Origin of the sequence: Croceicoccus sediminis (assembly GCF_007570835.1) — a bacterium.
Classification (GTDB): Bacteria; Pseudomonadota; Alphaproteobacteria; order Sphingomonadales; family Sphingomonadaceae; genus Croceicoccus; species Croceicoccus sediminis.
The window spans coordinates 1185205-1211260 of the sequence record NZ_SUNC01000001.1 but is presented as its reverse complement, the minus strand read 5'-3'; the positions used below and the strand labels follow the sequence as shown (position 1 = coordinate 1211260).

23 protein-coding genes are annotated in these 26056 nt (G+C 62.6%); 13 read left to right on the top strand and 10 right to left on the bottom strand.

The genetic code is table 11. The features are described from left to right. Nucleotides 1–7 precede the first annotated feature (7 nt). A complete protein-coding gene (locus FAX90_RS05645) occupies nucleotides 8–3454 on the top strand; it encodes a CheR family methyltransferase (RefSeq protein ID WP_144096287.1) in 3447 nt (1148 codons plus the stop codon). A gap of 72 nt (nucleotides 3455–3526) precedes the next feature. Here the strand turns inward: FAX90_RS05645 and FAX90_RS05640 are convergent, their stop codons facing one another. Together FAX90_RS05640 and FAX90_RS05635 are read right to left on the bottom strand one after the other, a co-directional pair. Then, the gene (locus FAX90_RS05640; protein WP_144096285.1) at nucleotides 3527–3748 is read right to left on the bottom strand and encodes a DUF2171 domain-containing protein; all 222 of its coding nucleotides are present in this window, start codon (nucleotides 3746–3748) and stop codon (nucleotides 3527–3529) included. A gap of 162 nt (nucleotides 3749–3910) precedes the next feature. Beyond that, a complete protein-coding gene (locus FAX90_RS05635) occupies nucleotides 3911–4093 on the bottom strand; it encodes a hypothetical protein (protein WP_144096283.1) in 183 nt (60 codons plus the stop codon). Nucleotides 4094–4319: 226 nt separating this feature from the next. Here FAX90_RS05635 and FAX90_RS05630 point away from each other — a divergent pair, with 226 nt between their 5' ends. Beyond that, nucleotides 4320–4709: a PepSY domain-containing protein gene (locus tag FAX90_RS05630; protein WP_144096281.1), complete on the top strand. Its 390-nt coding sequence runs from the start codon at nucleotides 4320–4322 to the stop codon at nucleotides 4707–4709. 117 nt (nucleotides 4710–4826) lie between these two features. After that, the gene (locus tag FAX90_RS05625; protein WP_170234876.1) at nucleotides 4827–5549 is read left to right on the top strand and encodes a sulfotransferase; all 723 of its coding nucleotides are present in this window, start codon (nucleotides 4827–4829) and stop codon (nucleotides 5547–5549) included. Nucleotides 5550–5653: 104 nt separating this feature from the next. Here FAX90_RS05625 and FAX90_RS05620 read toward each other — a convergent pair whose 3' ends face one another. Continuing rightward, on the bottom strand, nucleotides 5654–5911 hold the full coding sequence (locus tag FAX90_RS05620) for a DUF2171 domain-containing protein (RefSeq protein ID WP_144096278.1): 258 nt from the start codon (nucleotides 5909–5911) through the stop codon (nucleotides 5654–5656). A gap of 389 nt (nucleotides 5912–6300) precedes the next feature. Between FAX90_RS05620 and FAX90_RS05615 the strand changes: the two genes are divergently transcribed. The 4 genes from FAX90_RS05615 (at nucleotide 6301) to FAX90_RS05600 (ending at nucleotide 8538) form a co-directional block, all read left to right on the top strand. Next, nucleotides 6301–7353, top strand: a complete 1053-nt coding sequence (locus tag FAX90_RS05615) for a ribonucleotide-diphosphate reductase subunit beta (RefSeq protein WP_144096275.1) — start codon at nucleotides 6301–6303, stop codon at nucleotides 7351–7353. A gap of 19 nt (nucleotides 7354–7372) precedes the next feature. Next, the gene (locus FAX90_RS05610; protein WP_144096273.1) at nucleotides 7373–7615 is read left to right on the top strand and encodes a DUF2188 domain-containing protein; all 243 of its coding nucleotides are present in this window, start codon (nucleotides 7373–7375) and stop codon (nucleotides 7613–7615) included. Nucleotides 7616–7625: 10 nt separating this feature from the next. After that, entirely contained in the window at nucleotides 7626–8126 is a 501-nt protein-coding gene (locus FAX90_RS05605; protein WP_144096271.1) for a hypothetical protein, read from the top strand. Nucleotides 8127–8238: 112 nt separating this feature from the next. Next, nucleotides 8239–8538 carry a hypothetical protein gene (locus FAX90_RS05600; protein WP_144096269.1) on the top strand — a complete coding sequence of 100 codons (300 nt, stop codon included), beginning with the start codon at nucleotides 8239–8241 and terminating at the stop codon, nucleotides 8536–8538. A gap of 119 nt (nucleotides 8539–8657) precedes the next feature. On the opposite strand, the gene ppk2 is transcribed toward FAX90_RS05600, so the two are convergent. After that, nucleotides 8658–9431 (bottom strand): polyphosphate kinase 2, encoded by a 774-nt coding sequence (ppk2, locus tag FAX90_RS05595; protein ID WP_144096267.1) that lies wholly within the window; start codon nucleotides 9429–9431, stop codon nucleotides 8658–8660. Between the two features lie 9 nt (nucleotides 9432–9440). Next, nucleotides 9441–9845, bottom strand: a complete 405-nt coding sequence (locus tag FAX90_RS05590; protein WP_144096265.1) for a hypothetical protein — start codon at nucleotides 9843–9845, stop codon at nucleotides 9441–9443. A 97-nt stretch (nucleotides 9846–9942) separates the two neighbouring features. Between FAX90_RS05590 and FAX90_RS05585 the strand changes: the two genes are divergently transcribed. The 3 genes from FAX90_RS05585 to FAX90_RS05575 all read left to right on the top strand — a co-directional run bounded on the left by FAX90_RS05585 (nucleotide 9943) and on the right by FAX90_RS05575 (nucleotide 13333). After that, the gene (locus FAX90_RS05585; RefSeq protein ID WP_144096264.1) at nucleotides 9943–11595 is read left to right on the top strand and encodes a lysine--tRNA ligase; all 1653 of its coding nucleotides are present in this window, start codon (nucleotides 9943–9945) and stop codon (nucleotides 11593–11595) included. A 34-nt stretch (nucleotides 11596–11629) separates the two neighbouring features. Continuing rightward, complete coding sequence (locus FAX90_RS05580) at nucleotides 11630–12022, top strand: metallopeptidase family protein (RefSeq protein ID WP_144096262.1); 393 nt, start codon at nucleotides 11630–11632, stop codon at nucleotides 12020–12022. Between the two features lie 75 nt (nucleotides 12023–12097). Further along, nucleotides 12098–13333, top strand: a complete 1236-nt coding sequence (locus tag FAX90_RS05575) for an MFS transporter (RefSeq protein WP_144096260.1) — start codon at nucleotides 12098–12100, stop codon at nucleotides 13331–13333. On the opposite strand, the gene FAX90_RS05570 is transcribed toward FAX90_RS05575, so the two are convergent. Both FAX90_RS05570 and FAX90_RS05565 read right to left on the bottom strand, forming a co-directional pair. Then, a complete protein-coding gene (locus tag FAX90_RS05570; RefSeq protein ID WP_144096258.1) occupies nucleotides 13316–15289 on the bottom strand; it encodes a tetratricopeptide repeat-containing sulfotransferase family protein in 1974 nt (657 codons plus the stop codon). The two genes, FAX90_RS05575 and FAX90_RS05570, sit on opposite strands and share 18 nt — an antisense overlap. A gap of 79 nt (nucleotides 15290–15368) precedes the next feature. Next, the gene (locus FAX90_RS05565; RefSeq protein WP_338080248.1) at nucleotides 15369–18041 is read right to left on the bottom strand and encodes a TonB-dependent receptor; all 2673 of its coding nucleotides are present in this window, start codon (nucleotides 18039–18041) and stop codon (nucleotides 15369–15371) included. A 387-nt stretch (nucleotides 18042–18428) separates the two neighbouring features. Between FAX90_RS05565 and FAX90_RS05560 the strand changes: the two genes are divergently transcribed. Next, the gene (locus tag FAX90_RS05560; RefSeq protein ID WP_144096256.1) at nucleotides 18429–19970 is read left to right on the top strand and encodes a BCCT family transporter; all 1542 of its coding nucleotides are present in this window, start codon (nucleotides 18429–18431) and stop codon (nucleotides 19968–19970) included. Nucleotides 19971–19972: 2 nt separating this feature from the next. Here the strand turns inward: FAX90_RS05560 and FAX90_RS05555 are convergent, their stop codons facing one another. The 3 genes from FAX90_RS05555 to FAX90_RS05545 form a co-directional block, all read right to left on the bottom strand. Next, complete coding sequence (locus FAX90_RS05555; protein ID WP_144096255.1) at nucleotides 19973–20731, bottom strand: glucose 1-dehydrogenase; 759 nt, start codon at nucleotides 20729–20731, stop codon at nucleotides 19973–19975. After that, a complete protein-coding gene (locus FAX90_RS05550; RefSeq protein ID WP_144096253.1) occupies nucleotides 20728–22677 on the bottom strand; it encodes an outer membrane protein assembly factor BamB family protein in 1950 nt (649 codons plus the stop codon). The genes FAX90_RS05555 and FAX90_RS05550 overlap by 4 nt, the downstream gene beginning before the upstream one ends. A 164-nt stretch (nucleotides 22678–22841) precedes the next feature. After that, nucleotides 22842–23345 carry an energy transducer TonB gene (locus tag FAX90_RS05545; RefSeq protein WP_144096251.1) on the bottom strand — a complete coding sequence of 168 codons (504 nt, stop codon included), beginning with the start codon at nucleotides 23343–23345 and terminating at the stop codon, nucleotides 22842–22844. A 362-nt stretch (nucleotides 23346–23707) separates the two neighbouring features. Between FAX90_RS05545 and putP the strand changes: the two genes are divergently transcribed. Together putP and FAX90_RS05535 are read left to right on the top strand one after the other, a co-directional pair. Further along, nucleotides 23708–25186, top strand: coding sequence for a sodium/proline symporter PutP (putP, locus tag FAX90_RS05540; RefSeq protein ID WP_144096249.1), 1479 nt, complete (start codon nucleotides 23708–23710; stop codon nucleotides 25184–25186). Nucleotides 25187–25233: 47 nt separating this feature from the next. Beyond that, the gene (locus FAX90_RS05535; protein ID WP_170234875.1) at nucleotides 25234–25902 is read left to right on the top strand and encodes a TetR/AcrR family transcriptional regulator; all 669 of its coding nucleotides are present in this window, start codon (nucleotides 25234–25236) and stop codon (nucleotides 25900–25902) included. The last annotated feature ends 154 nt before the right edge of the window (nucleotides 25903–26056 follow it).

Sequence of the window (26056 nt, the reverse complement as noted above, 5' to 3'; positions counted from 1 at the left end):
TGCCCGGATGGTATCGCGGACTCCACGGGACGCAGAGGCCGAGCCGCAGTTCCCCGTCATTGGCGTCGGGGCATCTGCCGGTGGCCTGGAGGCGCTAAGGGAAATGCTGGGTGGCTCGAAAGGGCTGCCGGGCATGGCCATCGTCATCGTGCAGCATCTTGATCCAAATCACGAATCGCTGATGGCGCAGCTGATCGAACGGTACACCGACATGCCGGTGCGCCAGATCGTGGGCGGCGAGGTGCTGGAACGTGACAATATCTACGTCATCCCTCCCGGGTCCGGCCTGTCGGTCAGGGACGGTGTGCTTCAGCTTACCGAGTTCAAGGACCCGCGCGGCATGCGCCGGCCGATCGACGACTTCTTCGAGGCGCTGGCAGAGGACCTGGGCGACCGGGCGGCCTGTGTCATCCTCTCGGGAACGGGCGCTGACGGCAGCCGCGGGCTGCGCGCGATCAAGGAACACCACGGCGTCGCCGTCGCGCAGGAGCCTGAGGGCGCGCGCTATGACGGCATGCCCATGTCGGCGGTTGGCACCGGCCTCGTCGACTTCGTGCGCAACGCCAACGAGATCATCACCTGCCTGCGCGATTTCTTCGACCGCAGCCTCGAATACGTCGATGAGAAAGAGGCCGCCGACGCGGTCGTCGACACCATCGACGATTTGTGCGGCACCTTGCGCGATCAGATCGGACACGACTTTTCAGGCTACAAGCGATCGACATTGGGCCGCCGGATCGAACGCCGGATGCAGGTCCTGGGGATCGAGGAATTGTCGACCTACGTTCAACGCCTGCGCAGCGACGTCGACGAATGCCAGGCGCTGTTCCGCGACCTGCTGATCAACGTCACCCGGTTTTTCCGCGACCCGGATGCCTTTGACGTCCTGCACAATACCGTCATCCGGCCGCTGGTCCGCATGGCCGACCAGCGCCATGGTATCCGTGTCTGGGTGCCGGGCTGTTCCAGCGGCGAGGAAGCCTATTCCATCGCCATGCTCTTTGACCAGGAATTGCGCGCGCAGGACCGGCAGATCACGGTTCAGGTCATCGCCAGCGATATCGACGACCAGATGCTGCGCATCGCGCGCGAAGGCATCTATCCGATCGCTGCGCTGGCCGACATTCCCGAACCGATGCGCAGCCTCTACACCGTCGGGCACGGCGATACTTTCGCGATCAATGCTTCGATCCGCGACATGGTGCGTTTCAGCCTGCATTCGGTGATCAAGGACCCGCCGTTTTCGCGGATCGACCTGATTTCCTGTCGCAACCTGCTGATCTATTTCGACGAGCGGCTGCAACAGGCCGTCCTGCCGCTGTTCCATTATTCGTTGCGCCCCGATGGCTGGCTGCTGCTGGGCCCGTCCGAGACGATCGGCCGCTACGACGACCTCTTCTCGCCGGTCGATGCGAAGCACCGTCTGTTCCTGCGCACTGGCATGCACCCGAATTACCCGTTGGAGCTTCCCGGCACTACGCGCCGCCCGTCGCGCACCACGATGGAGCGTCAGTCGTATCAGTACGAACGCAGCTGGCTTGAGGGAGAGGCGCTGCGCAAGCTGACCGAGACTTATACTTCGCCCTCGCTGCTGGTGGACGCGGAATCGACGATCCTGAACACCTGGGGGCAGGTCGGGCGCTATCTCGATTTTCCCGCCGACCGCGATCGCCGCCTGCATGCGACCTCGCTTGCCAAGACGGGCCTGCGCGAAGTGATGGGCGCGCTGATCCGTCAGTCGGCGGAGAGCAAGAACCGCCGCGTTGCGCGCGACGTATCGGTTCGCACCGATTTCGGCGATCAGCCGGTCCAGGTCATCTGCGATCCGGTGCGCGACGGCACGTTCCTTATCGTCATCCGCGAAAGCGGGCCTTTCGTCCCCTTGGCCGAGGACGAGTTCGTCGAATTGGGAGAGAACGACGATCAGCTGGAGTTCCTTGAAGACGAACTGCGCATTACCCGCCACCGGCTCCGCTCCACTGTCGAAGAGCTGGAGACCGCGAACGAGGAGCTGAAAAGCTCCAACGAAGAAATGATGTCGATGAACGAGGAGCTCCAGTCGACGAACGAGGAGCTGACCACCGTCAACGACGAGCTTCGCAACAAGGTCGATCAGCTGGTCGTCGCCAATGCGGATCTTGAGAACTTCTTCGATTCCACACAGCTGGCCGTCATCGTGGTTGACGCCGATCTCAGGATTCGCAGTTTCACTGACGAGGCCTGCTCGCTCTTCCCGTTCCAGCAGGGTGACCGCGGACGCAAGCTGTCCGAAGTCACGACCTTGCTAAGCGACGATCGCTATATGGATCTTGCCCGCAAGGTTTCGCAGACCGGGGAAAAGGCCGAGACGCGGGCGCACAAGACCGAAACCGGGCAGGATTACGCGCTGCGCGTGCTGCCCTACTTGCGCCAGGACGGGACCGTCGATGGCGCGACGCTGGTGTTCAACGACATCACTTCGGCGCTGGCCATGGAACGCGAACTGGCCGAACAGCGTGAGCGGCTGGAACTGGCCCTGCGGGTCGCGCGGATCGGCATCTGGGAATACGATCCGCTGACCGGCCGGACCGAGCTGGACGATGTCGAACGTGAACTGCTCGACACGGACGAGCGCGAATCGACCAGCATGGATCTCATCATCAAGCGCGTTCACGGCGACGACCGCGACGAGGTCAGCGCCGCCTTGCGCGGTGCGATGGACGGCAAGCGCGATTTCGACCAGACTTTCCGCATCGTCACGCGTGCCGGTGAGGAGCGCTGGCTGCACGGGCTGGCCCGTCGGATCGAGATGGGCGGAGAATACCGCTTCGTCGGCGTGACTTACGACATTTCCTCCGAACGCAAGGCGCTGGCAGAACGCGACCTGCTGCTGCGCGAGATGAACCACCGCATCAAGAACCTCTTCGCGGTCGTGGGGGCGATGATCGGTATCTCACACCGTGAGAGCGAGACGGTCGAAGAATTCGCATCGGACCTGAAACGCCGCATCGACGCGATGGGCCGCGCCCATTCGCTGACCCAGAAGCGGCGCGTGGACGAACCGGTCGGCCTGCGCGAACTGATCGATGTCGTCCTGCTGCCCGCGCGCAGCAAGCAGGATGTACGCGTCGTAGGCGGCGATGCCGTCATTCCGACCGACAAGATTACGTCGCTGGCGTTGATCTTCCACGAATGGGCAACGAACGCGACCAAGTACGGTGCGCTGTCCGATGAAGGCGGCGAGCTGATGATCGACATCGGAGAGGCCGGCGACAAGGTCGTCGTGTCCTGGATCGAGAAGATGGACGGCATCACCGAAAAAGGCCCCAGCGCCGGTTTCGGCACCCGCCTTGTCGAAGCATCGGTCCGTCAGCTGGACGCCAAACTGGAAGGCGCGCAGGGCGACGGCGAATTTCATCGCACGTTGAAACTCAACGGTCTGACGCACAAGGCGCACGCAGAAAACCCGGCGTAGAGGGGGTCTCCGCCGGGCCTTCGCGCCGCGCCGTCAGGATGGCGCGGGCTTTTCTGGGTATGTCTGTAAGCGTCAGGCGACGCCCTCTGGGATAATCGCCATCGCCTTCAGGTAGATGCGATTGTCGTCGATGCGGTCGATATCGTCGAGCGCGACGAAATGGTGCATGTTGTCACTCGAATCCGACTTTGTCAGCTTGATACGGTCGTCTTCGACTTCATCGACGGTACCGATGTGCTGGCCGTTGATGTTGGTGACTTCCATGTGCTCCTTGATGCGCAGCTTCTCAAACATAAAAACTCCTATCTGTCTGTATTTACTATATTAACGGACAGATCGGTGATCGGGTCCACGCCTCGACGCGTTAGCGTAACGCCTCGTGGGGTGGGGGCCTGCGGAGTAGGGGTGGGGGGGTGCCTTGCGGTCCGTCCGATCGGCTGCGTAGGAAGGAGGGGCTTACTTGACCGACAGGTAGATGCCGCTTGGCTCGACCATCTGGACGTCGTTCACAGTGTAGCCCTTCGCACCAACGGTGAAGTCGTTTTCGCCCACGGTTTCGACGGCACCCAGCGATTGGCCGGCCGCGTCGTAGACCGCCATTCCGCTTTTCACTCCAAGTTTCTCAAGCATGTCGTTCATCCTTCTTCCTGGTCTCGTGCATTTGCGATCACGCACGGACGATATTGGCAGCGGGGTTTGAACGATGCGCAAAAAAGGGTGGTTATTCCGATTCCGAAAATCATGCCTAATCCGGCGGTAACCCTGCTCCCGGTTACAAACTGCGACAGTTCGATGGTTTATGCAGCGGCAACCATGAATTAGCGCGCCAAGCGGATTTCGAACTATTTCAACGAAGGGGCGTTAAATGCGTAAATGGCACCGGTGGCTTTCGGTCTTTTTTGGTATCTTCCTGCTTTGGATCGCGGTCACCGGCGTGTTGAGCCAGGTGGCCGTGCTTTGGCCCCAGGGCGCGCCCGATCCGGCAGTGGCCGCCTTGGCCACGCCTCCGCAAGGGTTCGAATGCCCGGAAGGCTGGCGTTGCAGCCCTCCACGCGCGACGAGCGGTATCCGTTCGATGGTCGGCCTGTTCCATCACCTCCATTCGGGCGAGACTTTCGGGCCGATCGGTACCGCGATCTCGGTCCTCTCGGGCCTTGCGATGATCTTTTTCAGCTTCTCGGGTATCTGGCTCTACGTGCAGATGTGGCGCAACCGCAAAAGCCGCCGGCTCTCCCCGCGCTGGTTCTGGAAGTAGGCGGACAAGCCCGCCGCTGCCCTTGCAATGGTGCCATGCCTGTGCCGAGATATGCGGCACTGGCACGCACCGGCGTGAGCGAGGGCAGGGGCAGGTATCTTGCAGCATCTATTCGTGGTGACTTTCGGCAGGTCGGGTTCGACCGCGCTGACCAACCTGCTGAACGCGATCCCCGGTTATTGCATTCGCGGGGAAAACGGCGGGGCGCTGAACGCGCTGGCGCAGGCGGCCCATGTCGTGCGCGATTCCCACGATCGCTTCGGCCACCTTGCCGACGGCCCGGATACCCCGTGGTTCGGGATCGACACGCTGGACCCGGATGCCTTTGCCGCGTCGCTTGCCGCGGCATTCACGAACGACGTGCTCTGCCCGCCGCCGGGAACGCGGGTTACCGGCTTCAAGGAAATCCGATACTTGCCCGAAGTGATCGACGAAGCCGGGTTTCACCATGCCATGCGCTTCATGCTCGATGCCTTCCCCGATGCCCGGATCGTGTTCAACACGCGCGACGTTGAAAAGACGCTGCGCTCCGGCTGGTGGAAGGACCGCGATCCCGACACCGCTCGCGCACAGTTGAACGAGGCGACGCGCTGGTATCGCCAATTCCACGCAAGAGAGCCGCGCCGCACCTTCCTGATCGACCACGCCGACTACGACGGAAAGCCCGAAGGTTTCGCCCCGCTTCTGGCATGGCTGGGCGAGGAACTGGACGAGGCGCAGATCGCGGCAATAGGCGCGAAGCGGTTGCAGCACTTGCAGGGATCGGGCTGGGCATTGGACGCACGGTCGGCCCGCAGGCTGATGGCGGGCCTTCGCAGGAAGCTTTCGGCTAAAAAGTAAGAGCCCTTCAGATGGAAGCCAGCCAAACGAAAGCCCCCAGCCGCGGGTGCGGCCGGGGGCGTTTCGTCATGGCCGGTCGGCCAATCGCGTCATGCGGGTAAGGCTCAGGCCTCTTGCTCGAACAGTTCCGCCGCGTTCGCGCCGGTTGCCGACAGGCGCACCGTGTCACCTTCCACGTCGGCGACGAGGCCGAGCGGCAGGTAGTGGTGGTGGCCGTGATGGGTTTCCTGGGTAAAGCCCGCGCTGGTGCTGTCCTTGGTCAGCTTGATACGCTCACCCTCGACACTGTCGACTTTGCCGACGGGGGCGCCGTCGGCGCCGATGACTGTCATGTGTTCCTTGATCTGGCTTGCAATGCTCATGTCATGCACTCCTTCCTGTAAGTGGGATGGGTGACCGGCCGAAGGCAAAGGGGTGGATACCCTCGGCCGGCTTGTAACATAAACGCGCCGATAGCGCGCTCCGTTCCGTCCAAAGTGCCCGATTTCCGCCGCATTCGAACGATTTACGCCCGCTTCGCGACGAGCGGCCTATTCGCTGCGGCAGGCCGTTAACCAAGAGCGACTCGCGCGCCGTCTGGAAGCGGGCAGGGCAAGTCCCCATATCGGGAATACGGGTGAAAACGCGCCGTGGATAACCGCGTGTCCGCTGGGGAAAAGACGCTACCGGTACGTAACGGAGCGGCGATGCCATGCTATATCTTGTGGCTCGACGCCCGAACTGACTCGCACCCGAACGGAGAATATCGCCCATGTCGCTGCTCGAAGCCCGCAAGACCTACAAGCCGTTCGAGTACCCCTGGGCGTACGAGTTCTGGAAGCGGCAGCAGCAGGTCCACTGGATGCCCGAGGAAGTTCCTTTGGGCGAAGACTGCCGCGACTGGGCGCAGAAGCTGTCGGACCATGAACGCAACCTGCTGACGCAGATCTTCCGCTTCTTCACGCAGGCCGACGTCGAGGTGCAGGACTGCTACCACGAAAAGTACGGCCGCGTGTTCAAGCCGACCGAGGTGAAGATGATGCTGGCCGCGTTCTCCAACATGGAGACGATCCACATCGCCGCCTATTCGCACCTGCTCGACACGATCGGCATGCCCGAAAGCGAGTACGGCATGTTCCTCGAATATTCGGAGATGAAGGACAAGCACGACTACCTTCAGCAGTTCGGCGTCGACAACGATGAAGACATCGCCCGCACGCTGGCCATGTTCGGCGGCTTTACCGAAGGGCTGCAGCTTTTCGCTAGCTTCGCGATGCTGATGAACTTCCCGCGCTTCAACAAGATGAAGGGCATGGGCCAGATCGTGTCGTGGTCGGTGCGCGACGAATCGCTGCACTGCGAAGGGATCACCCGCCTGTTCCACGCCTTCTGCGCCGAACGCGGCTGCCTGACGAAGGCGGTGAAGGAAGACATCATCGACACGTGCCAGAAGACCGTGCGATTGGAAGACGCCTTCATCGACCTGGCCTTCGAACAGGGCCCGGTTCCGGGGATGAGCGCGAACGAGATCAAGCGTTACATCCGCTACATCGCCGACTGGCGCCTGTCGCAGCTCGGCCTGCCGGCGGTCTACATGATCGAGGAACACCCGCTGCCGTGGCTGACGCCGCTGCTCAACGGGGTGGAACACGCCAACTTCTTCGAAACCCGCGCGACCGAATATTCGAAGGGCGCGACCACGGGCGACTGGAACACCGTGTGGTCCAACTTCGACAACCGCCGCAAGGCCGCCAAGGGCGCCGAAGCCAACGATGCCGAAGACGACGGTCCGGGCCTGTTCGGGGATACCGAAGCGGCGGAGTGAGTAAAAAGAGGAGTGAAGTATGTCGAGTAACGATCGGTCCGTGTATCGAAACTCTGATGGGAATTGGGTTAACAAGAAGCATGGTGCAAGCCGGGCTTCTTCAATCCACAGAACCCAGCGTGAGGCGGAATCCGCCGCCAAAGGCATGCTTCGTAACTCTGGCGGTGGTGAGCTGAACACTCATGGTCTTAACGGAAAGATCAGGAGCAAGGATACAATCGGCAAACGCGATCCTTTCCCACCTCGTGACACTGAGCATTGAGTAGGGGTTCATGTTCGATAAGCTTGACGCTTATAATTTAGTTGCAAATCTGGTTCCGGGGGCGGCGCTCTCATACGCCTTGCACTATAGCGGATACCCGATTCCAAGCCCTCACGAACTCGGGGCGTTTTTGCTTGTCGCATTTGTAGTCGGAGTGACGGCTAATCGTCTTGGATCACTATGCCTTGATCCGCTTCTTCGATCTGTTAGTTTTCTCGAAAAAAAAGATTACGATGCGTTTGTAACTGCTGAGGAGAAAGATCCGAAGCTAGAAACTCTTGTTGCCAATGCTGGTTTATATCGGACTTTCTTCACATCAGGGTTTCTCTATTTCTTCGCTATCTCAATCGATTGCTTGGTGCCTGATTTTCCGAAAAAAGATTCAATCTTGTCCATTCTAGCGATTATTGCAGGAATGATCGTTTTTCTTTACGCGTTCCGTAAGGAAGACGGCTACATAAAATCTCGCCTTAGAGCAAAAGCCACTGCGGCGGGTCGTCAATCGATCTAGGCCAAAGTGACAGAGCAAATAGTCATTTTCCAAGTATTTCGCCGTGACCCAAATCACGCGGCCCGACTCGGGGGCGCGTGATATACCTCCGTCAGCAACACGGGGGATTGCCATGTTTACCATCACTGCCGCCGCCCTGCTTCTCGTAGCGCCGGGGCCGCAGATCTCTGCCAAATCCGATACGCCTTCGCGCATCAAGGCCGACGTTGCCGCGTCGATGCGGCCCGTCTCGGTCTTTGCCGAGGGGGATATGCGTCAACGGCCCTACAACCGGCGCGAGGCGCAGGAGCTTCCCGTGCTGGCAAGGGAAGAGGCGCAAAGGCCGCAGCGTGTCCGTCCGCTGACCGAAGAGGCCGCGTCGGTCCAGCAGGCCAGCTACCTGACCAACACGATCTATAGCAACGTGCGCTGATCGGCGGGGCCGCGCGCGGGGTATTTACCTGCCCCCGCGCGTTCTTGCGAGGGTAGTGCTTCTGGCTTCATGCGCCGGGTGACACGGGTTCGCCCCTGTCACCTGCGGCATGGCGCGTTTCAGTCCTCGACCGGGTAATCCTCGATCGGGTGCAATGTCCTGAAATCCTCGGTCAGCGGTTCGTGGCCCAATGGGGTCCACGCGATCGGCTCCGGCTCGACATGGGTGTCGGGCAGGCGGTCCAGCAAGTGGCGGATCAGCGTTAGCCGCCCGCGCTTCTGGTCGTTGAAGTCCACCACCGTCCACGGCGCCCATGCCGTGTGCGTTTCGGCAAAGATCCTCTCCCGCGCCGCGGTATAGTCGGCATAAAGATCGCGGGCCGCGATGTCGGTGGGCGAAAGTTTCCAGCGTTTCAGCGGATCGTCCAGCCGTTCGCGGAACCGTTCCTCCTGGCTCTCCTGACTGGCGGTGAGCCAGTATTTGAACAGGCGGATGCCATCGTCGACCAGCATCTTTTCAAAGATCGGCGCGGCGCGCAAAAAGGCCTGCGCCTCGTCCTCGCTGGCCCAGCCCATGACTTTCTCGACCCCGGCGCGGTTGTACCAGCTGCGGTCGAACAGCACGATTTCACCCGCCGACGGCAGGTGCGCGACGTAGCGCTGGAAATACCACTGCGTCTTCTCGTCCTCGCTGGGCTTGGGCAGGGCGGCGATGCGGCACTGGCGCGGGTTCAGCGTGCCGTGGATCGCCTTGATCGCGCCGCCTTTGCCGGCGGTGTCGCGCCCTTCGAAGATGACGACGATCCGCTCACCCTTCGCCCGCGCCCATCGCGCCATGCCGACCAGTTCGAGCGCCAGCGTGTCGAGCGCGTCTTCGTAGTCCTTCTTCTTCACGGCGGCGGCTTATTGCGCGACCATGACGGGCTGAATGGTCGCGATCGTATTCCCGCCGCAGCCGATCACCACGCTCGAATACTCGGGCAGGGCGGGCTTTATCTCCAGCCGGACCTGGTCCCACCCGGCGGCGCGGTCGGACGGCTCTATTGACAGGGCGACACGCTGTCCGGGCGGCATCATGCGGTCGGTCGGCCCCGCGGTCAGGACGGCGGTGGCCTTTTCGGGCATCAGCGCCTCTCCCATCACGATCAGGGTCGGGGTCGCATCGGGGCCGGGCATGGCGTTCACCCACGCCTCCCACCCGCGCGTTTCCACCGGGCAGACCGGCAGGGCCATGTCCTCACCATCCTCGGCGGTGACGCAACCGGTCATCGTCATGGCCCCCATCAAAGCGATCAGTCCCTTGCGCATCGTCGGCCTCCTGAATTGTATCGACGATCAAGGTAAGCGCTCCGCCACGAAATGACAGCCCTTGCGAAAAGCCGCTTTCGCGGCCAATGCACGCGGCATGGAAACCGTGACGCAAGAACAGCTGCAGACCGCCGCCGCAAACTCCAAGGCCTGGCCCTTTCAGGAAGCCCAGCGGCTCGCCAAACGCTTCCCCAACGGAAAGCGGGACGCCGATGGCAATCTGGTGCCGGTGCTGTTCGAAACCGGGTACGGCCCGTCGGGCCTGCCGCATATCGGGACGTTTCAGGAAGTCCTGCGCACGACGCTCGTCCGCCGCGCTTACGAAGTGCTGACCGGCGGGCATCCCACGCGGCTGGTGGCGTTTTCGGACGACATGGACGGCCTGCGCAAGGTGCCGGACAACGTGCCGAACAAGGAGATGCTGACCGAACATCTCGGCATGCCGCTGTCGCGCATTCCCGATCCGTTCGGTTCGAACGACAGTTTCGGCGGCCGCAACAATGCGATGCTGCGCGAATTTCTCGACCGGTTCGGTTTCGACTACGAATTCATCGCGGCAAGCGACCGGTACAATTCGGGCCAGTTCGACGATGCGCTGAAGAACGTCCTGCGCCACTACGACGCGATCATGGGCGTCATGCTGCCCACCTTGCGCGAAGAACGCCGCGCGACCTATTCGCCGGTCCTGCCGGTCAGCCCGACCACGGGCGAGGTGCTGCAAGTGCCGGTCACCGTGGTCGATGCCGAAGCGGGAACGGTCAGCTTCAAGGACAGCGACGGCACGAGCGTGACGCAGTCGATCCTTGGCGGGCAGGCCAAGTTGCAGTGGAAGGTCGACTGGGCCATGCGCTGGGTCGCGCTGGGCGTCGACTATGAAATGTGCGGCAAGGACCTTACCGACAGCGTCACGCAGTCGGGAAAGATCGCCAAGATCCTCGGCGGGCGTAAGCCCGAGGGCATGATCTACGAACTGTTCCTCGACGCGAACGGAGAGAAGATTTCCAAGTCGAAGGGCAACGGCCTGACGATCGAGGAATGGCTGACTTACGGTAGCGAGGAGAGCCTCGGCTTCTACCTGTTCCGCGAACCGAAGAGCGCGAAGCAGCTTCACGTCGGCATCATTCCCAAGGCCGTCGACGAATACTGGCAGTTCCGCGAGAAGATCCCGTCGCAGCCGATCGAGCAGCAACTTGGCAATGCCGCGTGGCACCTGCTGGGTGCGAACGGTGGGCATGACGGCGCGCAAGTGCCCGGTGCGGGCGACAGCCTGCCGGTGACGTTCGGCCTTCTGCTCAATCTCGTGTCCGTGCTGGGCGCAGAGGCGACGCGCGACCAGGTTTGGAACTACCTCGGCAACTACATCCACGATGCCGACCCGGCGGCGCACCCCGATCTCGACGTGCTGGTCGAACGGGCGCTGGCCTACAACCGCGATTTCGTCGCGCCCACCCTCGTCAAGCGGCCTCCGGCTGCGAATGAGATGAAGGCACTGAACGCGCTGGACCGCGCCTTGGGCGGTTTCGACGACGAAACCCCGGCAGAGGACCTGCAGACCGCCGTTTACGAGATCGGCAAGCGCGAGGAATTCGGGTTCGATAACCTGCGCGACTGGTTCCGGGCGCTTTACGAAACCCTGCTGGGATCGAGCCAGGGGCCGCGCATGGGCAGCTTTATCGCGCTCTACGGGATCGAGAATACCCGCCGCCTCATTGCCAAGGCGATGATGCGGACCGAGCCTGAGCAGGCATGACGCCGTTCGCCATCGGGAAAGGCGCACGCCCCTGATGGCGGGCCAGGCGCCCGATGCCGCCATGTTTGAGCGGCTGGCGGTTGCCGCGCTAAACCGGCTGCCCGAACCGTTCGCCCAGCACCTTGGCGATATCGTGATCCGGGTGGAGGAGTTCGCCGACCGCGAAACGCTCGACGCGCTGGAGATCGAGAGCGAGTGGGACTTGTCCGGCCTCTACCACGGACATCCCCTGACCGAACAATCGGTCTGGCATTCGGGATCGATGCCGCCGCAGGTCACGCTCTATCGCCAACCGCTGCTGGCCGAATGGTGCGAAACCGGCGTGACGCTGGAGGCGCTGGTCACTCATGTCGTGGTGCACGAAATCGGTCACCATTTCGGCCTGTCGGACGATGATATGCACGCCTTGGAAGACCAGGTTCGATAGACCGTTTGGGACTATCGCCGGGCGGCATGCTACAAGGGTTGCGTGGACCGGGGGTGGATCAATAAGGGGCGCCCAATGATCGACCGCGTCTTTGCCATCAGGGGCCTCCTGCTCGCCGTTCTCGTCCTCATGGCGGGCAACGGGTTCATGCCCACGCTGCTCGCCATGCGCATGGAAGCGGCAGGTGCGTCCGCGCCTGTCGTCGGCCTGATGGCCAGCGCCTATTTCTTCGGGCTGGTGGTGGGCTCGCTCACCTTGACCAACGTCATCAAGCAGGTCGGGCACATCCGCAGCTTTGCCACGGTGGTCACGGTCCTGTCGTCCAGCACGCTGTTCTATTCGCTTTACCAGAACGCCGTGTTGTGGAGCGCGCTGCGCCTGATCGACGGGGTCTGTGTCGCGGGTGTCTTCATCTGTCTCGAAAGCTGGCTGAACCACCGTGCCGATGCGCAGAGCCGGGGGGCGATCCTGGCGGCCTACATGATCGCGCTCTATTCGGGGCAGGCGGTGGGGCAGTTCCTTCTGGAACTCGATACCGGGTTGATGTTGCCCTTCGTGATATCCTCGATGCTGGTTTCGCTGTCATCGGTCCCGGTTCTCCTGACCAAGATCGACAGTCCGCCGCTGCCCGATGACGGGCACCACCTCTCGCTGCCCTCCCTGTACCGCACATCGCCGCTGGGCACGGTAGGGGTGACGCTGACCGGCGTGATGATGGGCGCTTTTTACGGTCTCGGCGCGCTCTATGCGCGGCGCAGCGGGTTTTCCCTGTCCGATGTCGCGCTGTTCGTGTCGGTGGTGATCGCGGGCGGTGTCGCGCTGCAATGGCCGCTTGGCCGCCTGTCAGACCGCATCGATCGCCGCCTGGTCATCGCCATGGTGCTGGGCGGGATCGTGCTGGCCTCGCTCGTGCTCGCGCTGCTCACCGATCACCTGGTGATATTCGCGGTCGGCGCGCTGTTCGGCGGGTTCGTCTTCTCGCTCTATCCGCTTTGTGTCGCCCACGCGAACGACCGGTTGACGGTAGAAGAACAGTTGAGTGCGAGCAGCGTGCTGATCCTGCTCTATTCAGGCGGCGCGGCGGGTGGCCCGCTGCTGGGATCGGCGGCGATCGCCGCGTTCGGGGCAAGGGGGCTGTTCCTGTTCACGACGGCGCTTGGCGTGGCGGGTCTCGGCTTTGCGCTGTGGCGAATGTACCGGTCCGACGCGGTGGCCGGCGAAGACCAGCAGCCCTACCAGATCCTGCCGCGCACAACGCCTGCCGCCGCCGCGCTGGAGCCGGCCTCACAACATTCAGACGAGAGCGCCTAGCGCGTCCTTCAATTCGCCGAGCCAGGGTTCAAACGGTTTCCACGCGCCCTGTCCGCTGCGATTGATCGGGCGGCGAACCTGCTCTGAACTGGCGGTGCGAACCGCGCGATCGGTGCGGTGGAAGTCGAGGCAGCCATCCTCGAACGGCAGGCCGAGATAGTCGAGCATCCGGCGCACCTGTCCTTCCAGATCGTCGAGCACGTCTTCGTGCTGAACGCGCAGGACACGGCCGGGCAGGACATTATCCCAATGGTCCATCAGGTCGACGTAGTCGGCGTAATAGCGGCCGATCTCGGTCAGCCCGTAAGTGAACTCCTGCCCCTCGGCGAACAACTGCTTGAACCCGGAGAAGCAGCAATCCATCGGCGCGCGGCGGGCATCGATGATCTTGGCATTGGGCAGGATGAGGTGGATGAGGCCGACGTGCCGAAAATTGTTCGGCATCTTGTCGATGAAGAACGGCGCGCCCTGTCGGTGGATGCGCGTGCTGTCGATATAACCGCGACCCATCTTCTCAAGCTGCTCCGTCGTCAGGTCGTGCAGCACTTGCGGATAGAGGTTTTCACCCGCCTTGCGCCCGCGCAGCCGGTGGGCAAGCGCAAGGATGTCGGGCAATTCCAGTGTCCCGTCGACCATCGAGTGCGAGGCGAGGATCTGTTCCAGCAGGGTCGATCCGGCACGCGGCAGGCCGACGATGAAGATCGGGTCCGGTGCATCGTGGCCATGGCCGGAATGTTTCTCGAACAGGGCAGGGGTGCAGACTTCGGCCTGACGGTGCAGTTCCTCGCTCATCCGGTCGGCGCTGTATCCGCTCTGTCGGTGTTTCAGGCGGTTGCCTTCCTCGTAAAGGCGGAAGGCCTCGGCGTGGTCTTTCCGGTCCTCTTCGGCCTTGGCCAGCGCGAAGAGGATGTGGACCCGGTCCATGAAGGCGAGATCGGGGCGTTCGACCTGTTGTCGCATCGCGGCGATTTCGTCGTCGGTAAAGCAATAGGTCTTGAGGTTCGCCAGCGCGTACCACGTGTCGCCATGCGCGGGGCTGGCGCGCAGTGCCGCGCGGTAGGATGCGACCGCCTCGTCCTGACGTCCGCACGTTTTCAGCGCATGACCCCGCGAGGTCAGCGTGGCGGGGTCCGACGGCAGCTTTTCCAGAACCGCGTCGAACAGCTCGAAGGCGCGGTCGAAATCGCCGGTCTGCATGGATTCGATGGCGAGGTGCGATTGGAACAGGGGGTTGGCCGGGTCGCGTTCATAAAGCTTTTCGGCCTCTTCGCGGGCGCGTGCATACTTCTGCCGCGCGCGCAGGACCTGCACGTAATCCAGTCGCAGCGCCGCGTCGTCGGGTGCAAAGGCGAGCGCGCTTTCCAGCAGGAATTCCGCGTCGTCAAGGATGCCCAGCCTGCGTCCGATTTCGGCCAGGAGTCGCATGCCTTCCACGTCGCGCGGGTTACGGCGCAGGTAGTGGCGGCACAGTTCTTCTGCCCGCAAAGGGCGCCCTTCGTGAAGGTGATTGCTTGCCGCGATCAGTTCGCGCGGCATGGCGCGCAGCTTGTCGGCCTGGGCCTGCGCGCCCGCAGCCTCGCCGCTGCGCCCGGCCAGCGACAGCAGTTCGGCCTGCGCGCGCCAGCTCGCCTCCAGCGCGGGGTTGTAGCGGCATGCGCGCGAATAGTCGGCAAGGGCGCGTGCGTCCTCTCCCTTCGCGCGGGCAAGATGGGCCTGTTCCTGCCAGGCGCGGCCATATTCGGGGCTGAGTGCGATGAGGCTGGCAAGATAGGCCTCGGCATCGACGAAACGCCGGACATAGCGCGCGGCAACGGCGGCGAGGTAGAGCGCTTCGGTATTTTCCGGCTCTGCCTGCAAGGCGGACTGCGCGGCAAGCAGCCCTGCATCGAAGCGTCCATCCTTAAGCGCGGCTTGCGCGTCGCTCAGCGCGGATGGGATGTCGGGGCTCTGGGTCATGCGTTTGCCTTGCCAGAAACAGGAAGCGGCGGGCAAGGCCATGGCCCGCCCGCCGCTCCTTCGGCGCGTTTAGCGTCGATCAGTAATTGAACGAAACCCGCATGCCCACCGTCAGCGGGCGGTTCGTCGTGATGCGGGCACGATCGTAATAGAAGCTGCCCGCGATCTGGGCGCGCTTATCGGTCAGGTTTTCACCGAAGATCTCCGCCGACCACATGTCCGCAGTCACACCGGCAGACATCGCAAACGTCGTGTAGCTGTCGAGCTTCAGTTTGTTGATTTCGATGATGTCCGTGTACTTCGAACCCGAATGGGTCATCTGCGGCATGACGTGTGCCGTCAGGCTGTCCGACAGGTCCCATTCGTACCGTACGCGAAGGTTGCCCTGAAACTCCGGAGCGTAGGCGAGCGGTTCGCCCTTGATCACGTCGTTCGTCGGGGTCAGCACTTTGGTGATCTCGGTATCGAGGAACGAGACCGCACCCGCGACCGTCAGGCCCGGCACCGCGTAAGGCGCAAAGGTAAAGTCGCTTTCCAGGCCCCAGATTTCCGCATTGGCCGCATTGTCCGAGAAGAACAGGTTGGTGATGCTGGGATCGAAGATCGTCGTCTGCAGACGGCTGATGTCGACATAGAACGCGCTGCCGTTCCAGCGGAACTGGCGATCGAACAGCTCGGTCTTCCAGCCCATTTCGTAGTTCTTCACCTCGTCGGTATCGAGCTCGAACGGCACGGTGAAGCCCGCCCCGTTGGTCGCACCGCCCGGACGGTTGAGCAGGCCCGGACGATAGCCTTCCGAATAGGTGGCGTAGAACATCACGTCGTCGGCAGGGGTCAGCGTGATCGTACCCTTGACGATCGTGCCGCTGGCCTTGGCCTTGTCGGGCGCGGCAAGGGCGTTGAAGACCTGTGTTGCCTGCGCCTGCGAAAGCCCCGCGGCCATGATGTCGTCGATGCTATCGCCTTCGTTGAACGTCTGGCGCAGGTCAGCGTTGCACGAACCGATGAAGGTGTACTGGCCGTCACCGTCGTAAAGGTCCGAAATGTTGGTGCCGAACGCATTGGCATCGCTTGTCGCACCCGCATTACAGAACGACGAGTTCGCCGAGCCTTCGAAGTCGACCTCGACGTCGTAATAGCGCGCGCCCAGCGTGACGCTCAGCAGGTCTTCGACAACGTCGAAGCTGGCTTCGCCGAACAGGCCGAACTGCTGGTCGGTGCGCTTCACGTCGTTGCGGAAGATCGTGCCGTAGGGGAACGGTCCCGCATCCGAGTTGTAGGCGCCCGGGAACGGGAAGTTATCGACAAAGCCGCCAAACGGCTGCGCAAGCTCGCTACCGGGATAGACGAAGTCATTGCGCTCCTTCAGTTTCAGGTCCTGATAGAAGACGCCGACGGTTGCGCGCAGGCGGTTGTCGGCCGGCGTGTTGACGCGGAATTCGTGCGTCATCACTTCGGTCGAACCGTTCGAAGTCACGAACAGGTTCGGGGCCTGGCACGTACCGCTGGGCGCGGCATCGCCCGGATAGCTGACCGAACCGTCGCAGATGTAATACGGCAGGTACTGACCGGCGAAGAGGTAGTCGGTGTAGTCGACCCGCTGCTGCGTTTCGCGATCGGTATAGGCGCCGGTGTAGATGACATCGAGCATCGCCAGACGCCCTTCGATCGTCCACGCGGTATTCGAGAAATCGTCTTCGAGACGGTCGTCCTCGTACCGCTGGATTTCAAGGTCATCGAGACCGTCGAGTGTCGGGTCGGCGAAGAACACGCCGTCGGATTCGACCGACTGGCGCATGTGGCTGATCGTCAGCGTCCAGTCGTTGTTGATTTCATACAACGCGCCGACGCGGAAGCCGGTGTACTGCGTATCGTTGAAGTCTTCCTCGACCAGTCCTGCATTGTCGGCCGCCAGGAAGTTTACGCCCGAAAGGTCGGACGTGCTCTGGAAACCGGCGCGAAGCGGGCTGACCGGAACGCCGTTGGAACGAACCGTGCCGGCGGGGCGGAAGCGGGCGCTTTCTTCAAGCGTCTGCTGACCGGCCACGTTGTCCACGTAGCCGCCCTGATCGTCCATGAAGGCGACCGCGCGCAGTGCCAGCCGGTCGGTGACCGGGAAGTTCAGCATGACCTCTGCCTTGTAGGAGGTCTCACCGCCCTTGGTGAACGAGGTCTCGCCCTTGGCCTTGGCGGCAAAGCCCGAAAGGCTGGGCTTGTTGGTGATCAGGCGAACGACGCCTGCCTGCGACGATGCGCCGAACAGCGTGCCCTGCGGCCCGCCGAGCACTTCGATACGCGCAAGATCGGCGGCATAGACGTCGAGGTTGCGGCCCGGCTGAGCCAGCGGCTGTTCGTCGAGGTACATCGCGACGTTGGGGGCAAGGCCCGCGACGCCCGCCGTTGTCAGGTTCGGCGTGGTGGAGGCAAGGCCGCGAATGTAGATCGTGCTCTGCCCCGGTCCGCTGCCACCGGCGGTGACGCTGGGCAGCTGGTCGAGATAGTCGGCGAACGTATCGACGCCGAGATTGTCGAGTTCGTCCTCGCCAAGCGCATTGACCGAAACGGCCACGTCCTGAAGGCTTTCGGTGCGCTTCGTCGCGGTGACCACGATGACGTTGAGGCCGCCCTTACGCTGTGCGCCCTGCTGGTCGGCGGGCTGGCTTTGCGTGTCCTGTGCATGGGCGGGGACGGCGATTGCCATCGCCAGCGCGCCGAGGGAGGCGCCGCGGCTGAACTTCGTCATTACTGTCATTCCCCTGCTGGTTTTCAATCGTGCATTCGGCAGACCGGGCTGGTCCGCAGGCAGGGCGAGGACGTCGGCGAAGTGATACGCACTCCGCAACAATGTGCAGAGTATGCCCAACGATGAGGGCGGGAGTCCTCAACCCTTGGCGGCCGTCTAGGAAAGCTTTCAAGCGATGGCCACCGGACAGGGCGCCAATCTACAGAATAATCATATTGGCGTTGCATAAACACAACACAGCGCATATTCGACGGAGAAGCAGCGGGATCGAATGCCGATGCTGCACTGCAACAGTAGTGATACTTTGGCGTCACGGACACAGGGCGCCGCGGATCAGTTCTTTTCTGCGTTATTTCTAAGTAAATATCGCAATCATACTTTCGGGAGCATTGCCGGGTGGCAAGTCAACCAGGTGGTTCGGGCAGTTCCGACAACTTCAAACCTACGGTATTCTTCGGGGCGATCGGACTTATAGGGACCTTGATACTGTTCGCGGTGCTGAACGCCGGTGCCGCGGGTAAGGGATTCGGTGCGGTACAGGCCTATGTGACGCACACTTTCGGGTGGTTTCTGGTACTTACCGTCAATATCCTGCTCGTCGCGGCGGTCTGGCTTGCCGTGTCGCGCATGGGCGACGTGCGGCTGGGCGGCAAAGGGGCCAAGCCGCATTACGGGATGCTGACATGGTTCTCGATGCTGTTCAGCGCGGGGATGGGCATCGGCCTGCTGTTCTACGGCGTGGCAGAGCCAGTGATGCATTTTTCGAACCCGCCGGTTTCGGCCTTTTCGAACCCCGACGCAGTCCTGCCGCGCGGCTTTGCCAGCAATGCCCAGCACGCGATGGGCCTGACGTTCCTGCATTGGGGCCTTCACGCATGGGCGATCTACGCGATCATCGGGCTGTCATTGGCCTACATCGCCTATAACCGGAACCTGACGCTTTCTATCGGATCGTTCCTTCAGGCGGCCTTTCCCCGCGTACCGGGCTGGCTGGTCGATGCGATCGACGTGCTGGCCATCACCGCCACGGTCTGCGGCGTGGCGGCATCGCTGGGTTTTGGTTCGGCGCAGATCAATGCCGGTTTGAACTTGCTCTTCGGGCTGCCCGAAGGCGGGATGGTCCAGGCGATCCTGATCGTGATCATAACTGGCCTGGCGACGCTTTCGGTGGCGCTGGGCCTCGACAAGGGCATCCGCAGGTTGTCCGAAATCAACATGTCGCTGGCAGTGCTTTTGGCGGCTTTCGTGTTCATCGCCGGGCCTACGGTGTTCCTGATGGACGCCTTCGTCCAGAACATCGGCTATTACTTCCAGCGCTTCATCTACCTCTCGACATGGACGGAAACCTACACGCCGGGCGACTGGCAGAGCGGGTGGACGATCTTCTATTATGCCTGGTGGATCAGCTGGTCGCCGTTCGTTGGCATTTTCATCGCGCGCATTTCCTATGGCCGTACGATCCGCGAATTCATCAGCGGCGTGCTGCTGGTGCCCACGCTTTTCACGTTCATGTGGATGACGATCTTCGGCGACAGCGCATTGCATATCGAATTGTTCGGGGCAGGGGGCCTGTCGGAGGCGGTGAACCAATCGATGCCGGACGCCCTGTTCGCGTTTCTGGCGCACTACCCCATCGCCCAGATCGCTTCGGGCCTCGCGATCATCATCGTCGCCACGTTCTTCGTGACTTCGGCCGATTCCGGCGCGCTGGTCACCGCGATGATCGCATCGGGCGGGCACCAGCACGCAGGGTTCATTCCGCGCGTCACCTGGGCCATCGCAATCGGCGTTCTGGCCGGTGCCCTGTTGTGGTCGGGCGGCACGGATGCGCTGCAGACGGCGGCGATCGTCACCGGTATGCCCTTTGCGCTGGTGCTGCTGGCGATGGTGGCGGGCCTGATACGGCTCTTGCGCGCCGAAGTCCCGCCGGCCGACTGACGCTAGAGCGAGGAGCCACCGTCGAGGACAAACTCCGCGCCGGTGGCAAAGGAACTTTCGTCACTGGCGAGGTAGAGGCATAGCGCCGCGACCTCGTCGGGACGACCGATGCGACCTATGGGGTGCCCGGCGACCCATTGGGCATAGAGCGCGTCGGGATCGTCCGACTGTTCCAGCACCTTGTCGAGGATCGGCGTGCGGATCACGCCGGGATGGACCGAATTGCAGCGCATCTGGTGACCGGATTTCGCGTAGTGCAGCGCCACAGACTTCGTCATGTGCGTTACGCCCGCCTTCGCCGCGTTGTATGCGACGAGGTAGTCGCTGGCCCGGATGCTCGCCATCGAGGCGATGTTGATGACCGAACCGCCGGTCTTCTTCATCAGCGGGACGACGTGTTTGCAGCCCAGGAAAACACCTGCCAGATCGACGTCCAGTTCGTGCCGGAACGCGTCGAGCGAGCATTCCTCGACATTGCCCATCGTGGTGATCCCCGCACAATTGACCAGCACGTCGCAGCGCCCGTGGACGATTTCCATTGCCGCGAAGGCGTCGATCCAGCGGTCCTCCTTCGTCACGTCGAGCGAGAGGAAGCTGGCCGCATCGCCCAGTTCTTCGGCCAGCGCACGTCCTACCGGTTCATCGATGTCGGCGACAACGACGCTCGCTCCCTCGGCGACGAAGCGCCTGACGATGGCCTCACCAAGGCCCGAGGCCGCGCCGGTGACCAGCGCGACCTTGCCTTCGATCCGGCCGCTCATTCGGTGTCGGCGTCATCCTTGACGCCATAGGCGAGGAACATGTTGCCGGGCATCTTGCCCGAAAAGCCATAGCCCGAGGTGATGAACAGCATGCCCTTGTGCGGCATCGGCGCCGACCCGCCCGAAAACGAACCACCACGCCCCTTTTCGCCGTTCACGCCGGTATATTCGACCGTCGTGTCGATATCCCACACGACCTTGCCGTCCGACACGCGATAGGCGCGGACGTGGCCATCGTTGGCGCCTGCAAAGACGAGGTCCGGCGTTACCGAAATCGCGCCGGAATAGCCGGGATAGCAGAGCGAACGCCCTTCGCAGACATCTTCGGACGGGGCCTGCCAGACATATTCGCCGGTCGCGATGTCGAGCGCGTACATGCCCGGGCGCGGGTCCATGTCGTATTCCTGCCCGTCGGGAACGTCGGATACCGGCACGATCAGCACGCCGTTCACCGCCGCCATGCCGAAATGGATGCCGCCCACGACCCCGCCCCGGCCGACCTGCGTTTTCCAGACCATTTTGCCGGTGTCCGGGTCGACGCCGAAGGCCGCGCCAGATTTCTGGCCCAGCAGGATCATGTCCTTGCCGTCCTTCGTCTTGGCGAGGACCGGGTTCACGCCGAAATCGTAGTCGGGGCCGTCCTCTTCGGGGCAGTTGGTCTGGTCCGCTTCTTCGCAAGAGCCGTTCCAGGCGTCGTCTTCAAAGGCCTGGAAATGCCAATCGATCGCGCCCGTTTCCATGTCGAGAGCGACGAGCGAATCGCTCATTTCGGTGGCGGGGCCGGTGTAGTTGTCGCCGGTCGCGACATAGATGCGGCCGCGTTCTGGATCGAGCGTCGGGGCCGACCATATCGGCACGCCCGACGGACCGATCAGGGCATTGCCCAGCAAGCCGGGCGACCCTTCCTTCGGTTCCTCGACCAGGTAGGTGCGCCACTTCTCCTCTCCCGTCGCCGCATCGACGGCGAGCAGCGATCCGCGGAAAGAACAGCACGGATAGCCGTCCGTGGCCGCCGCGCCTTCCTCCAGCGAGGAGACCGGAATGTAGAGCACGCCATCGTGATAGGCCTGCGCGCCGGTCAGCGTGGTGGACGAATGGTCGTCGGCGGAAATCTTCCAGACCTGCTTTCCGGTAAAGGCTTCGACGGCGTAGGCATTGCCGGTCACGTCACCGAAAAAGGCGAGCGGGTTGGCGTCGGGATCGTCCTTGTCCCAGCTTTGCACCGTGATGCCGGTGCGCACTTCGGCATCGCTTTCGAAGGTCCAGCGCAGACAGCCAGTTTCCTCGTCCAGGGCGCGGACCGTGTTGTCCTGTCCGCCGAAGATCACCGCGCCGCCGGCGAAGGCGGGGTGCGAACGCACGCGCGTGGCGTTGGGGATGGCAAGCGCCCACTTGAGTTCAAGATCGCCGACATTCTGCGCGTCGATCCCCGCCATCTCGGCCGAAACGAAGTGGGTGTTGCCCGCATCGACGCCCCAGAAGGGATAGCTGGTCGGCGCGCCGCGATCGAACCCTGCCTTTGCGCCTTCGCACCGGGGCGCGGGTGTGGGCGTGGACGTACCCATCGGACGACCGGCGAGGTATTCAGAGACGACCTTTTTCTCGCCGTCGTCCAGTGAACCGGCCATCGGCGCCATGATGCCGGTGGTCAGCACCTTGTAGATCGCCTCGGGCGTCATCTGCTGAACGATCAGCTTTGCCGGTGCGCGCGCGACGCCGGTGTCGTGACAGGCGGCGCAAACCTCGGTCCAGATCCTGTCGCCCTGTTCGTTGGTTTCCGGGGGCAGGGTGCTGAGATCGCGGTAATTGTCTGCCGCCACGCCCTGCTGGTCGCGCGGTGCGGCGTTGAGCCCGCTCGTGCCAAAAGCGATTGCCGTTACAAGCGCCGCGCTGCCAATGCCCAGCGCCCCGATGCGAAGCCTTTGCCTCGCAATCCCGATACCCATCCTCTATTCTCCCGACAATTCACATGCGGTTGTGTTGAACCGGTGAATGGACGAGCGGGACCGCGCCGGTAAGCTGTCCTTACTGTCAGAAATGCAAGGAATGCAGAAGAAAGGGGCGGTGTCCGTCCGCCCCTTGTGTTTTCCGGGTCGCCGCGCTGCGGCCCTTATCCTGCGGAGCGCGCGATCACGAGCGCGATGACTGTCCGGTCTTCGGACGCGAGCATGCGTGCATGGCTCTCGTGTACCGCGTCGGCGACCCGGTCATAGGCCCTTTCGTTTTCCGCGAAGATGAAGTCGGCCTGGTAAAGCTGACCTTCGCGGACGTTTTGGGGCAGCGGGTGCATCGTCTTCAGCCTGCGGACCGCGCGCAATGCGGCGCGATCGATCCAGCCGCTGCGCGACTTGCGGACAAGCGCGATCTGCGCCGGCTTGCCGTTTTCGTCGCATGTGAACTGCACTTGCGCATAGTCGCTTGGAATAGCGTTAAGCGAAGGTATGCGGGTGCGTTCAAAGGTCGCGGAAAGGTCTTCGGAGACCTTGCCGACCCATGTCGTCATGCCCGGCTGTGCGGCGACGACGATTTCATCGTCCCCTGCCGCTGAGGGCGCTGACACGGTCAGCATGGCGGCTGCCATGATGCATGCGGTTGTTTTCGTGATGTACTTCATCGGACCATCCTTTCTATGGATGGCCGGCCAACGGGTCAGTTGGTATGCGCTGCGACGCCTGTAATTTCGCAAATAGACGAGTGGTCGGCCAGAAGCTGGCTAATTCCCCCCAACTTCAGGCGCGAAAGGTCTGCCCGAATCTGAAATCTGTCAAATGTTACATGGTCAACTTTATTTAGTTGCAACTGACGGTTCCGATATGTCCGTTTTTGATATCTAACATTTCTGCACGGGCGATATTGTTGCATATCTGTTTACATGCGTGTCAGGATCGCCAAGCCGATCAGCGGCGGGGCGCAGCAATCGGACTTTCCTGCTCACTGCGGTGGCCAAACGCGATTCGCTCCATTAACTCCGTGCGCATGGCTACTGGAACACTCATCTCCCTCACCCTCTACTTCGTGCTGATGCTGGGCATCGGCCTGTTTGCCTGGAAGAAGTCGACCGACAGTTCGGAAGGATACCTTCTGGGCGGACGAAACCTGCCTCCTGCCGTCGCGGCCTTGTCCGCAGGCGCGTCCGACATGTCGGGCTGGCTGCTGCTGGGCCTGCCCGGCGCGCTCTATGCCAGCGGCCTTGTCGAGGCGTGGATCGGGATCGGCCTTTTCGTCGGCGCGCTGGCCAACTGGATCATCGTGGCGCCGCGCCTTCGCCAGCAGACGGTGGATTACGGCAATGCCCTGACGATCCCCGAATTCCTCGCCAACCGCTTCCCCGACCGCGCCATCGCGCTGCGTGTCGTTTCCGCGATCATCATCGTGCTGTTCTTCACCGTCTATACGGCCGCAGGGCTTGTTGGCGGCGGCAAGCTGTTCGTGACAAGCTTTGCGGGCCTGTTCGGCGATACGGGGATGAGCGATTACATGACCGGCATCTGGCTGACGGCGGGGGTCGTGCTGGCCTATACGATGGTCGGTGGCTTCCTGGCCGTGTCGCTGACCGACTTCGTGCAGGGCTGCATCATGGTCGTCGCGCTGGTGTTGATGCCGATCGTCGTCCTGACCAGCGATGGCGGCAGTGCCAGCGTTTCCGAAGCACTTCGGCGGGTCAATCCGGAGTTTCTCTCGCTGTTTTCGGGGCTCACCGTCGTTGGCTTTTTGTCGGCGGTCACCTGGGGCCTGGGCTATTTCGGACAGCCGCACATCATCGTGCGCTTCATGGCCGTCCGCGAAGGCGGCGTGAAAACCGCGCGCAACATCGGCATGAGCTGGATGTTCGTGTCGCTGATCGGCGCGCTGGGCGTCGGCATCCTTGGCCGCGCCCATGTCGAGATTAACAATCTCGTGCTGGAGGATCCGGAAACGATCTTCATCCTGCTGGCCGACACGCTGTTCCACCCGCTGATCACGGGCTTCCTGCTCGCGGCGCTGCTGGCCGCGATCATGAGCACGATCAGCTCGCAGCTGCTCGTCGCCTCGTCCTCGCTGACTGAGGATTTCTACCGCCTCTTCCTGCGTAAATCCGCGTCAGAGCGGGAAACGGTGAACGTCTCGCGCGTCTGCGTCCTGCTTGTCGCGCTGGCCGCGATCGCCATTGCCTCCGACCCGGAAAGCGAAGTCCTTGGCCTCGTGTCCAATGCCTGGGCAGGCTTTGGCGCTGCTTTCGGTCCGCTGATCGTCCTGGCGCTTACCTGGGACCGGATGACCGGGACGGGCGCGGTCGCAGGGCTGGTTTCGGGCGCGCTGGTCGTGATTGCGTGGATTGCTCTGGGTTTCAACGCCAGCTTCCTTGGCGGCCCCGGCGTTTATGAGATCATTCCCGGCTTCATCGTGGCGTGGCTGATGATCGTCATCGTCAGCCGCGCGACCGCGCCCAAGACCGCCCCCTCGCAGGCGGCCTGATCGGGGCGGCGTTCGGCGTTACGGAAAAGGCGGGGAGGGCTCAGCACGTGGAACAGGCGACCACCGGCCCGCGCGCCCTGACGCCGCGTCAACTCGAACGCCGCGCCCGCATCCTGTCGACGACTTACGCCCTGCTGGCCGAACACGGCTATGACGGCGTGTCGATGAAGATGATCGCAAGGGCCGCAAAGGTCGCGGAACGCACGCTGTTCAACATCTATTCGTCGAAGGACATCCTCGTCGCGACCAGCGCGCGCGAACGATCCGAAGCGATCATCAGCAGTATCGCCGATAATGCAGGTGTCGGCGATCTGGGCTATTTCCATGCACTGGCCGATACGCTTGCCCACGAAACTCTGGCCGCGCCTGCGCTCGCCCGCGGGCTGGCGACGGTGCTGGTGCGCAATCCTGATCTGGTTTCGCTGGGAGAGATTTACGAACGGCACGTTGGCGTCGCGCTCGCACCCCTGGCGGACCGGGGTATCGTCGACGCATCCGACGTACCCCTGATCTGCAACCTGCTGGCCATGCGGATCGTCAGCCTCATCTCGCTGTGGTCGGGCGGGACGATCGCCGACAAGGCGTTGAACGCGCACATGCGGCTGGCCGTCTGGCAAGTTCTTGCCCCGCATGTCCGGGGCGATCTTCAGACCGCGGTGCTTGCCGATGCCCGGGATGCCATCGCGCGTATTAAGGCCGCCGAAACCTATCCATAATTGCAGTGCACTGTAATTGCCGGCTGTGACAGTTTCGCAGTTGCCCTGAACCAGGGGCACCCCGCGAGGCGCCAGACAAAAGACAGGCCTCGCCGGTCACGGGAAAGGATAGGCGATGTCAGACACGACGGCACCATTGCGCGTCCTTTCCGGA